This window comes from Bradyrhizobium barranii subsp. apii, assembly GCF_011516635.5.
GTDB classification, from domain to species: Bacteria; Pseudomonadota; Alphaproteobacteria; order Rhizobiales; family Xanthobacteraceae; genus Bradyrhizobium; species Bradyrhizobium barranii.
In genome coordinates this window covers 8,523,224-8,537,209 of the sequence record NZ_CP096255.1, presented here as the reverse complement: position 1 = coordinate 8,537,209, position 13,986 = coordinate 8,523,224, and the positions used below count along the sequence as shown (strand labels likewise).

At 63.9% G+C, this 13,986-nt stretch carries 10 protein-coding genes and 2 pseudogenes; 9 read left to right on the top strand and 3 right to left on the bottom strand.

Annotation, left to right across the window (positions count from 1 at the left end; translation table 11 throughout):
• Positions 1 to 41: 41 nt before the first annotated feature.
• Positions 42 to 917, top strand: coding sequence for a UTP--glucose-1-phosphate uridylyltransferase GalU (gene galU / locus HAP41_RS40930; RefSeq protein ID WP_014498169.1), 876 nt, complete (start codon positions 42 to 44; stop codon positions 915 to 917).
• A 106-nt stretch (positions 918 to 1,023) separates the two neighbouring features.
• Here galU and HAP41_RS40925 read toward each other — a convergent pair whose 3' ends face one another.
• Complete coding sequence (locus tag HAP41_RS40925) at positions 1,024 to 2,520, bottom strand: sensor domain-containing diguanylate cyclase (protein WP_166079333.1); 1,497 nt, start codon at positions 2,518 to 2,520, stop codon at positions 1,024 to 1,026.
• Positions 2,521 to 2,657: 137 nt separating this feature from the next.
• Between HAP41_RS40925 and HAP41_RS40920 the strand changes: the two genes are divergently transcribed.
• The 8 genes and pseudogenes from HAP41_RS40920 (at position 2,658) to HAP41_RS40885 (ending at position 9,938) form a co-directional block, all read left to right on the top strand.
• A complete protein-coding gene (locus HAP41_RS40920; protein WP_166079354.1) occupies positions 2,658 to 2,915 on the top strand; it encodes a DUF7662 domain-containing protein in 258 nt (85 codons plus the stop codon).
• An 11-nt stretch (positions 2,916 to 2,926) separates the two neighbouring features.
• Positions 2,927 to 3,175 (top strand): hypothetical protein, encoded by a 249-nt coding sequence (locus HAP41_RS40915; RefSeq protein ID WP_063981010.1) that lies wholly within the window; start codon positions 2,927 to 2,929, stop codon positions 3,173 to 3,175.
• 691 nt (positions 3,176 to 3,866) lie between these two features.
• Positions 3,867 to 4,727, top strand: coding sequence for a tyrosine-type recombinase/integrase (locus HAP41_RS40910; RefSeq protein ID WP_029085027.1), 861 nt, complete (start codon positions 3,867 to 3,869; stop codon positions 4,725 to 4,727).
• Positions 4,728 to 4,747: 20 nt separating this feature from the next.
• A pseudogene (locus HAP41_RS40905) lies at positions 4,748 to 5,725 on the top strand (IS91 family transposase); the annotation flags it as partial.
• Between the two features lie 141 nt (positions 5,726 to 5,866).
• On the top strand, positions 5,867 to 7,408 hold the full coding sequence (gene istA / locus HAP41_RS40900; protein ID WP_166063394.1) for an IS21 family transposase: 1,542 nt from the start codon (positions 5,867 to 5,869) through the stop codon (positions 7,406 to 7,408).
• Positions 7,409 to 7,424: 16 nt separating this feature from the next.
• Positions 7,425 to 8,186 (top strand): IS21-like element helper ATPase IstB, encoded by a 762-nt coding sequence (gene istB / locus HAP41_RS40895; protein WP_166063422.1) that lies wholly within the window; start codon positions 7,425 to 7,427, stop codon positions 8,184 to 8,186.
• 99 nt (positions 8,187 to 8,285) lie between these two features.
• Positions 8,286 to 8,573: pseudogene (locus tag HAP41_RS50975) on the top strand (transposase); the annotation flags it as partial.
• A gap of 418 nt (positions 8,574 to 8,991) precedes the next feature.
• Positions 8,992 to 9,938 (top strand): IS630 family transposase gene (locus HAP41_RS40885; protein ID WP_166063836.1). Its coding sequence is split into 2 segments (ribosomal slippage): positions 8,992 to 9,331 and positions 9,331 to 9,938, totalling 948 coding nucleotides; the frame shifts between segments, so codons are not numbered across the junction.
• 12 nt (positions 9,939 to 9,950) lie between these two features.
• On the opposite strand, the gene HAP41_RS40880 is transcribed toward HAP41_RS40885, so the two are convergent.
• Together HAP41_RS40880 and HAP41_RS40875 are read right to left on the bottom strand one after the other, a co-directional pair.
• Positions 9,951 to 12,827: an EAL domain-containing protein gene (locus HAP41_RS40880; protein ID WP_166079403.1), complete on the bottom strand. Its 2,877-nt coding sequence runs from the start codon at positions 12,825 to 12,827 to the stop codon at positions 9,951 to 9,953.
• Between the two features lie 154 nt (positions 12,828 to 12,981).
• Complete coding sequence (locus tag HAP41_RS40875) at positions 12,982 to 13,980, bottom strand: NAD(P)H-quinone oxidoreductase (RefSeq protein ID WP_166079405.1); 999 nt, start codon at positions 13,978 to 13,980, stop codon at positions 12,982 to 12,984.
• Positions 13,981 to 13,986: the final 6 nt, after the last annotated feature.

The window sequence follows — 13,986 nt, the reverse complement described above, 5'->3', positions numbered from 1 at the left end:
ACCATTGCTCCCTTCACGTCCTCAGGTATTCGATCTGTCCCATGAAAATTCGCAAAGCCGTATTCCCCGTCGCCGGCCTCGGCACCCGCGTCCTGCCCGCCACCAAGGCGATGCCGAAGGAAATGCTGACCATCGTCGACAAGCCGCTGATCCAGTACGTCTATGACGAGGCGAGGGAAGCCGGCATCGAGCATTTCATCTTCGTCACCGGCCGCAACAAAAACGTCATCGAAGATCATTTCGACAAGATGTTCGAGCTCGACGCGACGCTCGCCGCGCGCGGCAAGAAGGCCGAGCAGGACATCCTGGCGCAGAACCAGCCGGAGGCCGGCGCCGTCAGCTTCACCCGCCAGCAGGCGCCGCTCGGTCTCGGCCACGCGGTCTGGTGTGCGCGCGACATCGTCGGCAATGAGCCGTTCGCGGTGGTGCTGCCCGATGAGCTCGTGCTCAACACGACCGGCTGCCTGAAGCAGATGATCGAGACGGCTTCAACGCTCGGCGAAAAATCCAACGTCATCGCGGTCGAGGCGGTGCCCGACCATCTCACCCATCAATACGGAATCTGCGGCGTCGGCAAGCGCACCGGCAAGATGTTCGAGGTCGACGGCATGGTCGAGAAGCCGGCCAAGGGCACCGCGCCCTCCAACCTCTCCATCACCGGCCGCTACATTCTCCAGCCGGAGATCTTCAAGATCCTGGAGACCCAGGAGCGCGGCGCCGGCGGCGAGATCCAGCTCACCGACGCCATGATCGGCCTCGCCAAGTCGCAGAAATTCTACGGCGTCGAGTTCGAGGGCGAGCGCCATGATTGCGGCTCCAAGCCCGGCTTCCTCCGCGCCAACATCGCCTACGGCCTGAAGCGGCCGGAACTGCGCGATGGGCTCATTGCGGAGATGAAGAAGTATCTGGGGCAGTAGCGCTCCACTCGTCATTGCGAGGAGCGAAGCGACGAAGCAATCCAGGCTGCCTCCGCGGAGACAGTCTGGATTGCTTCGCTTCGCTCGCAATGACGGAGGGGGCCCCTCACGCCACCAGCGATAGCTTCGGAAGGCTCGCGACCACGGACTGGTTGCGGCCACCGGCTTTCGCCGCATAGAGCGCCTTGTCGGCGGCGGCGACCAGGACCGGCCAGTCCAGGCCGGTGGTAGGAACCAAGCCCGCAATGCCGCAGGAGACCGTCGACATCGCCTGGTCGTCGGACCAGCCCTGCACCTTGCCGCGGATCGTCTCGGCGACATTGAAGGCCTCGGCGGCCGAGGTGTTCGGCAGCAGCACCGCGAATTCCTCGCCGCCATAGCGCGCGGCGCAGTCGCCGGACCGCCGCACCGAATCGGAAATGCAGATCGCGATGCCGACCAGCACCTGGTCGCCGGCCTGATGGCCGAACGTGTCGTTGTAGGCCTTGAAGTGATCGGCATCGATCATCCGCAGCGCGACCGGCGTCTTCTGACGCATCGCGCGGCGCCATTCGACGTCGATGACCTGGTCGAACTTGCGGCGGTTCTTCAGGCCGGTGAGCGCATCCGTCGTCGCCATCTCCTCGAGCTTGCGCTCGGCATCGGCGCGTCGGCCGATCTCGCGGGCGAGCACCAGCGTCGAGGCCAGCATGAACAGGATGAGCGCCAGAACCACGGCGCCGATGCGGTAGGCTTCCTTCTGCCAGAGCTCGAACACGGCGGCGAGCGGCTTGCCTGCCACCACGAACAGCGGACCCGGGCCGGTGCTGCGGACGTAGAGGCGCGGCGTCGCGTCCACCGGACCCTGGCCCGCATAGGACCCGCCGGCCTTGAGATTGTCGGCCTTCCAGCTCTGCTGCGTCCCGAGATTCTTGCCGATGACGTCGAGATCGAACGGCCGCCGCATCATGATGGTGCGATCGCGCGTCAGCACGGTGATGGTATCGTCGGGATCGAGGTTCAGGCGCTCGAACAATTCGTGGAAATAGCTGAAACGGATCGAGCCGGTGACGACCCCCAAGAAGCCGCCGTCGGTATCGCTGATGCGCCGGCTCAGCACGATGGAATAGGCGCCGCGGAAAAGCATCGGACGGCTGATGAAGAGGCCGGCGTCGGGATCGTCGCGATGAACCCTGAAGTAGTCCTCCTCGCTCCGGTTCTCCGGCAGGGGATCGAGCGTGGAGGCGTCGATGGTCAGCCTGCCCTCGGCATCGAACACCTGGATGGCGCCGAAGTGCCTCGCCGTGGTCGCGTGATCGAACAGGATCAGGTGACGGATCGGCTTCGAGACCGCGTTGATCTCCGGCAGCAGCATGTTGCTGGCGACCGCCTTCAGGGAGAGATCGTAGATCTCGATGTTGCGGCTGATATCTGCTTCGATGGAGGTGGCCAGATTGTCCAGCGTCTGGCGAGCGAGGGCCTCCTCGCCGCGGCGCATGTCCAGCATGACGTTGACGCAAATGGCGGAAAAGCCGATCACCGTCACGACGGACGATATGATCAGCAGCTTCGCCGAAATCCGCCACGGCCGGCGGGTCGTGACGTCGCGCCATCCAGACTGCATCGAGTGCTCCCGACACTAGTGGATGCGCCCGAAATCTTGCGTAGTGTTTAAGCCGGGACGGCGCTGCCACAATGAGTTAAGAATTGGTTTCCGCGGGCATCGCTTTTGGGCAGCGGAGCTGGGACGAGAGGACGATTGTGAACGATTACGGCGCGCTGCGGGATTACCTGATGCGGCAGAAGCAAACGGAATTCGTGCTGAGTTTCGAGCAGATCGAGGAGATCATCGGCTCGGCCCTGCCGCGGGCGGCGAATCGCGCCTCATGGTGGGACAGCCTCCGCAGCCCCGACATCCAGATGCCCCAGCGCGAAGCCTGCCTCGCCGCGGGGTTCGTCGCGACGCGGATGCCGGACGGCCAGAGCGTGCGCTTCACCAAGAAGAAGCAGCGCAGGTGAGCTGACGCTGCATGATTCTGCGCTGGCTAAGGGGGATTTTTGGCGCAGCCCTGATTGCAACAGGCGTGCTGTTCGCGCTCGCCTTCGAGGCCCGCTACTGGCGCTGGCGCGACTGCTTCAACGAGCTCGGCCGCTGCTACGACCCTGTAACGCAGGATGTTTATCTCGAACAGGCGGGAATGGTCTGGGGCGGTCTTGCCGCGATCTCGCTGGTGGTGGGGTTTTGTTTGGTCGCGGGGCTACGACGCAAGCCAGGGTAGGTCAGCTGGACGCGGTGCGCCGCAAGCGCGAGACGGGGGGCGTTAGCCCAAGTGTAGAACCACGGCCTTCATTGGCGATTATGGGGCCAGCGTTCGTCATGGGCTCGTATCAGGCATCTGGTCGTCTGCCGGTCGCAGACGCGCACGCATGTGTTCTGGCGCCCTCGAACGTCACCGGCCCCGCCGGTGTAGTCGGCACATGTGCCGAGGCAATTTGCGCCTCGATCCTCGCATCGTGCGGCTGTCACTGCTTCGGCCGATGAGGCGAGGAACACTCCGGTGCCGATGAGGGCGATCGCGTAGAAAAGGTGCCGAGCCATCCGTGACTCCTGAGAAAGACGCGTGGTCTGCTCATTCTGAGAACGACAGTTGCGAGCCCAGTGACCTCGATGACGAAGCCGTTCTGGATCGAATGCTGCGTGCCATCTTTCATGGTGGTCGAGCAGGGCCCATTGATCTGGATCAAGCCCGGCATAAGCGCGCCGGTGCGGCACCCCGCTCGCTTTGCGAGCGACCCTTTCCGGGAGGAGAGCGGAAGAAGATAAGCGCTAGAGCATTTTCCGACCGGAAAGAATCGGGTGGGGATTGAACGAAGCCGCTGCCGCGGCGTAGGGGGCAAGGTGGCATAGATCGCCTCCTGGCTGAGAGGATGTGGGTGTTGGAGCCCACCCCCTCAGACAGGAGTATCGAGATGGCCGATTTGAGCCCTCTTCGCCGCCGCATGATCGAAGACATGACCGTCCGCAATCTGTCGCCGGCGACGCAAAGATCCTACATCAGCGCGGTTTCGAAGTTCAGCCGCTATTTTGGCCGATCGCCTGACCGGTTAGAGCTGGAAGACGTCCGCGCCTTCCAGGTGCATTTGGTCTCGACCGGCATCTCATGGCCGGCGCTGAACCAGATCGTCTGTGCGCTACGGTTTTTCTACGGCGTCACGCTCGGCGAGGCGCTCATCCCAGAGCGCATTCCCTATGCGCGAGAACCGCGCAAGCTGCCGGTCGTTCTCAGCGCCGACGAAGTGGTTCAGTTTCTTGAAGCGGTATCGAGCCTGAAGAGCCGCGCCGCGCTCACCACCGCCTATGCGGCCGGGCTCAGGGCCTCGGAGGTTGCGGGACTGCGGATCGAAGACATCGACAGCGCCCGCGGCGTCATCCAGGTGCGCCACGGCAAGGGCGCGAAGGATCGCAACGTGATGCTGTCGCCCCAGCTGCTGGGCATCCTGCGCACCTACTGGCGGCTCGCCCGGCCGCGGCTTTATCTGTTCCCTGGTCGTGACGAAGATCATCCGATCGATCAGACCGTGCTGCATGCCGCCTGCCGGTCGGCGGTGAAGGCTGCGGGCCTGACCAAGCGCGTCACGCTGCACACGCTGCGCCACAGCTTCGCGACACATCTTCTCGAGAACGGAACCGATATCCGGATCATCCAGGTCTTGCTCGGGCACAATAATTTGTCGTCGACAGCGCGCTACACGCAGGTCGCCACCGATACGATCCGAGCGACGCAGAGCCCGCTCGATCGCCTGTCGCTGGAGGTGACGCCACCTGGATGACCCGCAGCGGGATGCGGGTCATGACCCGCTCCGACATCCGCTCCAACAGGCCCGCCATCGAGATTGCCGATATTCTGCGCCGGCATGGCGACGCCTATCGCCGTGTACATGCCGGTCATCTGGGGCGGGTCGAGCGGCGCGTGATGAGCGCGATCGTTGCGTGCCGGACCGAGGCGCTCGGCGGCCACATGCAGGCTTGCGACGACTGCGGCACGACACGCGTTGCCTATAATTCCTGCCGCAATCGGCACTGTCCGAAGTGTCAGGGGAGAGCCCGAGCCGCGTGGCTCGCCGCGCGTCAAGCCGACCTGCTTCCGGTTCCCTATTTCCACGTCGTCTTTACACTTCCCGCACCGATCGCCGCGATCGCTTTCCAGAACAAGGCCGTCGTCTATGCCATCCTGTTCAAGGCTGCCGCCGAGGCGATGACGACGCTCGCCGCCAATCCACGCCGGCTCGGCGGTGCGATCGGCGGCGTCGCCGTCCTCCACACCTGGGGACAGACGCTGATGCATCATCCCCACGTCCATTGCGTCGTTCCGGGTGGCGGCCTCTCGCCCGATGGCGCGCGCTGGACCGCTTGCCGACCGAACTTCTTCCTGGCCGTCAAACCGTTGTCCAGACTATTTCGCACACTTTTTCTCAAACGTCTGTCGGCAGCCTTCAACTCCGGTGCCTTGCGTTTCTTCGGCGATCTCGGAGCTCTGGCCGAGCCGGCTGCCTTTGCGGCCCACCTCGACGCCATGCGACGCATCAACTGGGTTGCTTACGCCAAGCGGCCCTTCGGCGGACCCGCACAGGTCCTGGCCTATCTCGGCCGCTACACCCATCGCGTCGCGATCGCCAACAGCCGGCTCGTCGCACTCGACGACGATCATGTCGCCTTCTCATGGAAGGACTATCGCCAAAACAGCGCGACAAAGATCATGAATCTCAAGCCCGATGAGTTCATTCGCCGTTTCCTGCTGCATGTTTCGCGGGATCGTGAGCACGGATTTCAGGGGATCGTGAGCAGAGATTTCAGACGATCGTGAGCACGGATTTCGCGGGATCGTGAGCAGCTTTTCAGCAACTCAGCCCGCTTCGGCCGACAACTCAACCGGCTTAGGAACTGCCTCGTCAGTGAACGAGGAAGGCCGATGCCCACCCAGAGATTGTCGATGCGCCGGATCAAAGAGGTTCTCCGCTTAAAACATGTTCAAGGCTTGCCGGAGCGAGCCATCGCGCGCACCTTGGGCATCAGCAACGGCGCCGTGCACAGCTATCTACGCCGAGCCGGGGCTGCCGGGCTGAAGTGGCCGTTGCCGGCCGGAATGAGCGACGAGGACCTGGAGCTGCTGCTTTTCCCGGCGCCGAGGCCTGCGTCGCAGAGCCCCCAGCGGGCCGTTCCCGACTGGGGCTATGTCGACAAGGAGCTGCGCCGACGCAACGTGACCCGTCGGCTGCTGTGGGACGAGTATCGCGCCACCCATCCCGATGGCTTCGGCTACACCTGGTTCTGCACGACGTACGAGGCCTGGAAGGGGCGAGCCCGGCCTTCGATGCGGCAGACGCATCTGGGCGGCGAGAAGGTTTTCGTGGATTTCGCCGGCGACACCATCGACGTCATCGATCCCTCAAACGGGGAAGTGCAGTCGATGAAGCTGTTCGTCGCGGCGATGGGCGCCTCCAACTATACCTATGCCGAGGCCTGTCCAAGCGAGGGGCTCGCCGACTGGATCCGGGTCCACATCAATCTTTTCGCCTTCCTCGGCGGCGTGCCGACATTCGTAGTCTGCGACAATCTCAAGGCCGCCGTCACCAATCCCGACCGCCACGATCCCGGCCTCAACCGAACCTATGCCGAGATGGCGAGCCATTACGGCACGGCCATTCTCGCAGCCCGGCCGCGGCGCCCAAAAGATAAGGCAAAGGTCGAAGTTGCGGTGCAAGTCGCCCAGCGATGGATTCTGGCGCGGCTGCGCAACCAACGCTTCTTTTCGTTGGCGGAGCTGAACGCAGCCATCAAAACACTCGTCGTCGAACTCAATGCAAGGCAGATGCGCGACTTTGGCGCCAGTCGCGCCGAACTGTTCGCCGAGCTCGACAAGCCCAAGCTTACAAAGCTGCCGGACCAGGCTTACGCTTTCGCACGCTGGAAGCGATGCCGGATCGGCCCCGACTATCATATCGAGATCGATGGACACTGGTATTCCGCGCCGTATCGGCTCATCCGTGAGCTTGTCGACGCACGCATCGATGACAGAACGGTCGAGATCTTCCACAACGGCCGCAGGATCGCCAGCCACGCCCGCGCGCCCAACCGGCGGGGCCACACCACCATCGCCGACCATATGCCCAGCGCCCATCGGCGCTACGGTCAATGGACGCCCGCCGGAGTGATCGTCGCCGGCGAGCGGATCGGTCCGTCGACCGCCGCCTTCTTCCAGGCCGTGATCGCGGCCCGGCCGCATCCCGAGCAAGGCTTTCGCACCTGCCTCGGCATTCTGTCACTGGTCAAAAGCTACAGCGCGGAGCGCGTCGAAGCGGCCTGCCGGCGCGGCATTCTGATCAAGGCGCGATCCGTCGCCTCGATCCGCTCCATCCTCCAGAACGGTCTGGATCGTACCTTTCTCGACGAGCCCTCCGAACACCAACCCCTGCGCCACGGCAACATCCGCGGCCGCGATTATTTTCACTGAAGCCAAGGAGACCTGTATGCTCAACCATCCCACCCACGAACGCCTGATCGAGCTCGGCTTGAGCGGCATGGCCAAGGCCTTCGAGGAGCAGCGACGATCGCCTGATCTCGAAGCCTTGCCGTTCGAAGATCGCATCGGCCTGCTGGTCGACCGGGAAGCGGCGGAACGCGACACCAGGCGGCTCACCACGCGCCTCAAGCTGGCCTCGCTCCGCCAGAATGCCTGCGTGGAGGACGTCGATTTGCGCACGCCGCGGGGTATCGACCGGGCCGTCTTCGCCAAGCTCGCCAGCGGCGACTGGATCGATCGCCACGAGAATTTGCTCATAACCGGGGCGACCGGATTGGGCAAAAGTTGGTTAGCCTGTGCCCTCGGCCACAAGGCCTGCCGAGATAATCGCTCGGTCCTCTATCACCGCGTCCCAAGATTGTTCGAAGCGTTGGGGCTCGCGCGGGGCGATGGACGTTATGCCCGCTTGCTCAAAACCCTTGGCCGCGCCCAGGTTCTGATTTTGGATGATTGGGGATTGTCGGTGCTCACCGCTGCCGAGCGGCGCGATCTACTGGAAATCCTTGACGATCGCCATGGCCGCTCCTCCACCATCGTAACCAGCCAACTCCCTGTGGACACATGGCACGAAGTTATCGGAGATCCCACGCTAGGCGACGCGATTCTGGATCGCCTCGTCCACAACGCTCACCGCCTCCAGCTTGCTGGCGAAAGCATGCGAAAACGCAACGCCAAAACCATCACCCTTGACGAGCAGCCAGAACGCTGACCCTATCACCGCCTCGGCCGGAGCGAGGCTGCTCACGATCGTCTGAATTCGGCGCTCATGATCGCGCGAAATCGCTGCTCACGATCACTGAAATATGCATTCCTGCTTCATACGCCGCCTGACGGCTTCCACCGCATCCGCCACTTCGGCTTCATGGCCAACCGCCATCGCGCTGCCAAGCTCGCCCTTTGCCGCGAACTTCTCGATCATGAGCGAACAGCCCCAAACGATGGCCAGCCGTCGCCTGTGGATTCGGAGGCTCAAACCTGGGCCGAGGTTCCTGCCTGTCCCGATTGTGGTGGCGTCATGCGCATCATTGAGCGCTTTCGACATAGCTTCAGACGCCCCAGCCCTCGAACATCACCGTTCCGATGCGACACATCGTGAGCCAAGTCATGTCGTGCACGACGATCATCATTCGTCATTTCGCTCCCAGCGTCTCGATCATCGCGGACGATGTCGAATCCGTGCTGTCACACTGCGCGACAACAACCGTCCGATGCAGCAAAAGGCCTATCGCGATCTCAGGCGAAGCGCGTCTGATCTCAACTCTTCCAGGATGCGCACTCCTGTGTCTCTGCCTCACGCGCCGAGCCAGCAGATCGGGCATGGCGATCTCGAACAATCCCCATAGCTGCAAAACCGCGAATAGCCTCCCGCGCCTTCGTTCAATCCGGCTTCAATGAGGTCGCGTCATAAGCGCCTGCCGCGCCCTCGCGTGAGCGCGACCTCACAGAACCCTCCAGATTCCCAAAACGGCGCGAGTCAGATTCAAGCTGCATGCTGGCGAGGGAGGCCAGCATGTATGGCCAGGGCGCTTTCGGTTGATCTTCGCCAAAGGGTGGTAGCCGCGATTGACGGTGGCATGTCCTGTCGACAGGCTGCTGAGCGCTTTGGTGTCAGCGCGGCCAGTGCAATCCGCTGGCGCGGTCGCCTCAAGAAAGTTGGCGACATCGTTCCTAAACGCCAGGGCGGTGACCGCAAATCGCAGCGCATCGAAGCGCATTCGCAATTGATTCTGGAGGCGGTGACAGCGAGGCCGGATATCACGCTTGCCGAGTTGCGAGAACTGTTGAAACGTCGTGGAATATCGACTGGCATCGCGTCGCTCTGGCGTTTTTTCCAGCGCAGAAAGATCACACTTAAAAAAAGACAGCGCACGCCGCCGAGCAACGGCGCGGCGATATAAATGCCGCACGTGAGGAGTGGTTCGAAGGGCAAATCGACCTTGACCCTGAGCGTCTCGTCTTCATCGACGAAACCAGCGCCAACACCAAAATGGCGCGGCGTTACGGGCGCTCGCCACGCGGCGAGCGATGTCGTGCAGCTATCCCACACGGACATTGGAAGACGACGACGTTCACCGCTGGATTGCGCTCCGACGGTCTGATCGCGCCGCTTGTTCTGGACGGTCCAATGGATGGCGACGCTTTCCTGGCCTACGTCGAGCAATTGCTCGCCCCATCGCTGCGGCCGGGCGATACCGTTATCATGGACAACTTGCCCGCTCACAAGGTCCATGGCGTTCGAGAGGCCATCCAGGCGGTCGGAGCTAGCCTGCTCTATCTTCCGCCCTACAGTCCAGACTTCAACCCGATTGAAATGGCCTTCTCCAAACTGAAAGCGCTGTTGCGGACCGCCGCAGCCCGCACCATGCCCGATCTCTGGCAAGCAATCGCCAACGCTCTCAAACGCTTCTCACCCGAGGAATGTCAAAATTATCTCGTCGCGGCTGGTTACGACGCAACGTGATCGGAAAACGCTCTAGCTCGCCGCTTCCAGCCGCACTTCCGTGAGCAGACGCATCGCCGCGTCCGCGTCCATGGGCTCGCCGAAGGCGAAGCCCTGCGCGTATTCGCAGCCCATCTGGTAGAGCTCGACCGCGTCGGAGTCTGTCTCGGCGCCTTCCGCGACCACGTCCATGCCGAGATCATGCGCGAGCGCGATGATCGACTTCAGGATCACCGGACGGGTGCCGCGGTTGGTGGTGCGCACGAAGGACTGGTCGATCTTGATGGTGTCGAACGGGAAGCGCTGCAGATAGGCCAGCGACGAATGGCCGGTGCCGAAATCGTCGAGCGACAGCCCGGTGCCGAGCTCGCGGATGCGCGTCAGCATCTGGGCTGCGTGCTCCGGGTTCTCCATCACCAGCGATTCCGTCAATTCCAGCTTCAGCGTGCCGCGCGCCACCGAGGAGCGCGACAGCACGGTACGAATGTCGTGGATCAGATCGTGGCGCAGCAATTGCCGCGAGGAGACGTTGACGGAGGCGAAGATCGGCTCGCGCGAGCGCATCGCGCGCTGCCACACCGAAAGCTGCTTTGCGGTCTGGTCGAGCACGAACATGCCGAGGTCGACGATCAGGCCGGTCTCTTCCGCGATGCTGATGAATTCCGACGGAGCCATGCGTCCGAGCTTCGGATGATCCCAGCGCACCAGCGCCTCGAAGCCGGCGATCGAACGATCCTCCAGCCGTACGATCGGCTGGTACAGGATCGTGAGCTCCTGCCGCTCGATGGCGCGGCGCAACTCGCTCTCCAGCGTCAGGCGGTCGGTCTTTCGCGCGCGCATCGCCGGCTTGTAGACGTCGATGCGGTCGCCGCCGATGCGCTTGGAATGATACATCGCAAGCTCGGCGTCCTTGATGATCTCGTCCGTCAACTGGGTCTGCGGATCGGAGAGCGCGAGCCCGATCGAGGCGGTGAGAAAAATCTCGCGGTCGTTGAAGGCGATCGGGGCGCGGATGGTCTTGCGGATGGTCTCGGCGAAGGCGGTGATGCGGGCCGGGTCCTGCTCCGAGAGCAGGATCAGGCCGAACTGGTCGCCGGCAAGCCGCGCCAGCGTGTCCTGCGGCTTCAGGATGCGGGTGAGGCGGCGGGCCAGCGTCAGCAGGATCGAGTCGCCGACCGCGATGCCGACGGAATCGTTGACCTGCTTGAAGCGGTCGAGGTCGATCACCATCAGCGTCGGCCGCAGCGTCGGCATGGTCTTGGCGAAATGCGCGACCGCGCCGAGCCGATCCATGAACAGTTTCCGGTTGGGCAGGCCGGTGAGGTTGTCATGCACGGAATCGTGCAGCAGGCGCTCCTCGGCGTTGCGCAGCTCGGTGACGTCGGTGAGCGTGCCGACCACGCGCGAGACCTCGCCGTCCGAGCCGACCACCGGGCGCGCCTTCAGCGCGAACCACATGAAATGACCGTCCGGCGTGCGCAGCCGGAAGTCCTGCACCAGGCGGCCGCGGCGCTGGTCGAGCACGCTGTCGAGCGCGGCGCGGAACCGGTCCTGGTCGAGCGGGTGCAGCACCTCAAGCCATGAGGCGGCCGGGCCTTCCAGCGTGCCGCGCTTGAGGCCGAGCAGGGCTTCGGTCTCGGGGCTGGTGAAGACCTTGTCGGCGGAGACGTCCCAGTCCCAGATCAGATCGCCGGAGCCGGCCAGCGCCAGCGCGCGCCGCTCGATGTCGGAGACGACGCCGGTGCTGGCGCTGCCGCCGGCAAAGGCGTGCTGCATCACCGTAAAGCCGATCAGCATCACGATCAGCACGAGGCCGCCGAGCAGAGCCGGGCCGACGATGTCGTTGGTGACGGAGCCCGCGACCGTCATGCCGGCCGCGACCACCCAGACCACCAGCAGGAACCAGGTCGGGATCAGCAGCACCGCGCGGTCGAAGCCGTGGGTGGAGAGGTAGACGATCAGCGCGAAGCCCGCGAAGGCGATCAGCACCAGCGACATGCGGGCGATGCCGGAAGCCACCGCCGGGTCGAACAAGGCGAGCGCCACCAGCGAACCCAGGAAGGCAAGCCAGAGCACCGTAATGTGCGAATAGCGCACGTGCCATCGACTGAGGTTGAGATAGGCGAACAGGAACACCAGCAGCGTCGCCGCCAATATCGCTTCACCCGCCGCGCGCCAGATGCGCTCGGCGTTGTTCGACATATCGAGCACCTTGCCCCAGAAGCCGAAATCGACACCGATATAGACCAGCACCGCCCAGGCCAGCGCCGCGGCGGCCGGGAACATGATGCTGCCCTTCACCACGAACAGAATGGTGAGCACGAGCGCCAAAAGCCCGGAGATGCCGATCACGATGCCCTGGTAGAGCGTGAAGGAATTGACCTTGTCCTTGTAGGATTCGGGCTCCCACAGATAGAGCTGCGGCAGCTTGTCGGTGCGCAGTTCCGCGACAAAGGTGACGACGGCGCCGGGATCGAGCGTGATGCGGAACACGTCGGCCGTCGCGCTCTCCTGGCGCTCCGGGCGGTCGCCGATCGACGGCGTGATGGTCGCGATGCGCGACAGCCCGAGGTCGGGCCACAGCAGGCCCGACGAGACGATGCGGTAATGCGGGGCGACGATCAGGCGGTCGAGCTGGTCGTCGGTGTTGTTGGCGAGCGCGAACACCACCCAGTTCTGGCCGCCCTCGCGGGCGCGCACCTCGATGCGGCGGACGATGCCGTCGGTGCCGGGCGCAGTGGAGACCTGGATGCGATCGGCGTCACTGCGCTGATGCTCGAGCACGCCGGTGAGGTCGATCGCGGGCGCGTCGCCGCGGACGCTGACGGCATCCAGCGCGCGCGCTGGGGACGCGGCGACGAGAATCATGAGGCCCAGCGCTATGGGCGCGAGGCACCTGATCAGACGCAAGGTCGGTTCTCCGCGTTCGACGCAAACTCTTCAGTGCAAGATGGTCAGTGCAAGGCGTTTTCCGAACGGAACAAGATGGTTCGGCGCCTCGCGATAGATGCCACGAAAGCGAGGAAAATCAAAGGGTTTCCGCCTTGCCTGATGGGCCGTTGGCCTAGACCTCCAACACAATTTTGCCAATATGTGCCGAGGTCTCCATGCGCCGGTGCGCATCGGATGCCTTTTCCAGCGGGAAACTGCTGTCCATCAGCGGCTTGACGCGGCCTTCGCGCAACAGCGGCATCACTTTCGCCTCGATTGCGGCCACCATGGCCGCCTTGTCCGCATTACTACGGGGGCGCAGGGTCGAGCCGGTATGGGTCAGGCGCTTCACCATCACCTTGGCGATGTTGACGCTGACCTTGGGGCCGTTGAGGGTTGCGATCTGCACGATGCGGCCGTCGACCGCCGCGGCATCATAGTTGCGGTCGACATACTCGCCGGCGACCATGTCGAGGATCAGATTGACGCCGGCTTTGTCGGTCTCTTCCTTGACCACGGCGACGAAGTCCTCGGTCTTGTAGTTGATGGCGCGGTCGGCCCCGAGCTTGAGGCAGGCATCGATCTTGTCCTGCGATCCCACGGTGACGAACACTTTCGCGCCGAAGGCTTTCGCAAGCTGGATCGCCATGGTGCCGATGCCGGAGGAGCCGCCATGGATCAGCAGCGTCTCGCCGGCCTTCAGGCCGCCGCGCTCGAACACGTTGTGCCAGACCGTCATCAGGGTTTCCGGCAGCGCGCCGGCTTCCTTGATCGACAGTGCCGGCGGCACGCTCATCGCCTGGGCGTCCTGCGCGATGCAGTACTGCGCATAGCCGCCGCCGGCGACCAGCGACATCACCTTGTCGCCGATCTTGTGCCGTTTGGCGTTGCTGCCGACCGCCACCACTTCGCCGGCGATCTCGAGCCCCGGCAGGTCGCTGGCGCCGGGCGGCGGCGGATAGGCGCCGGAACGCTGCGCGACGTCGGGCCGGTTGACGCCCGCGGCCTGCACCTTGACCAGGATCTCGTCGGGACCGGGCTGCGGAACGTCACGTTGTTCCGGCACCAGCACCTCCGGTCCACCGGGCTTGGAGATGGCGACCACGGTCATTTGCGCGGGCAGCTTGTCCATGATGTG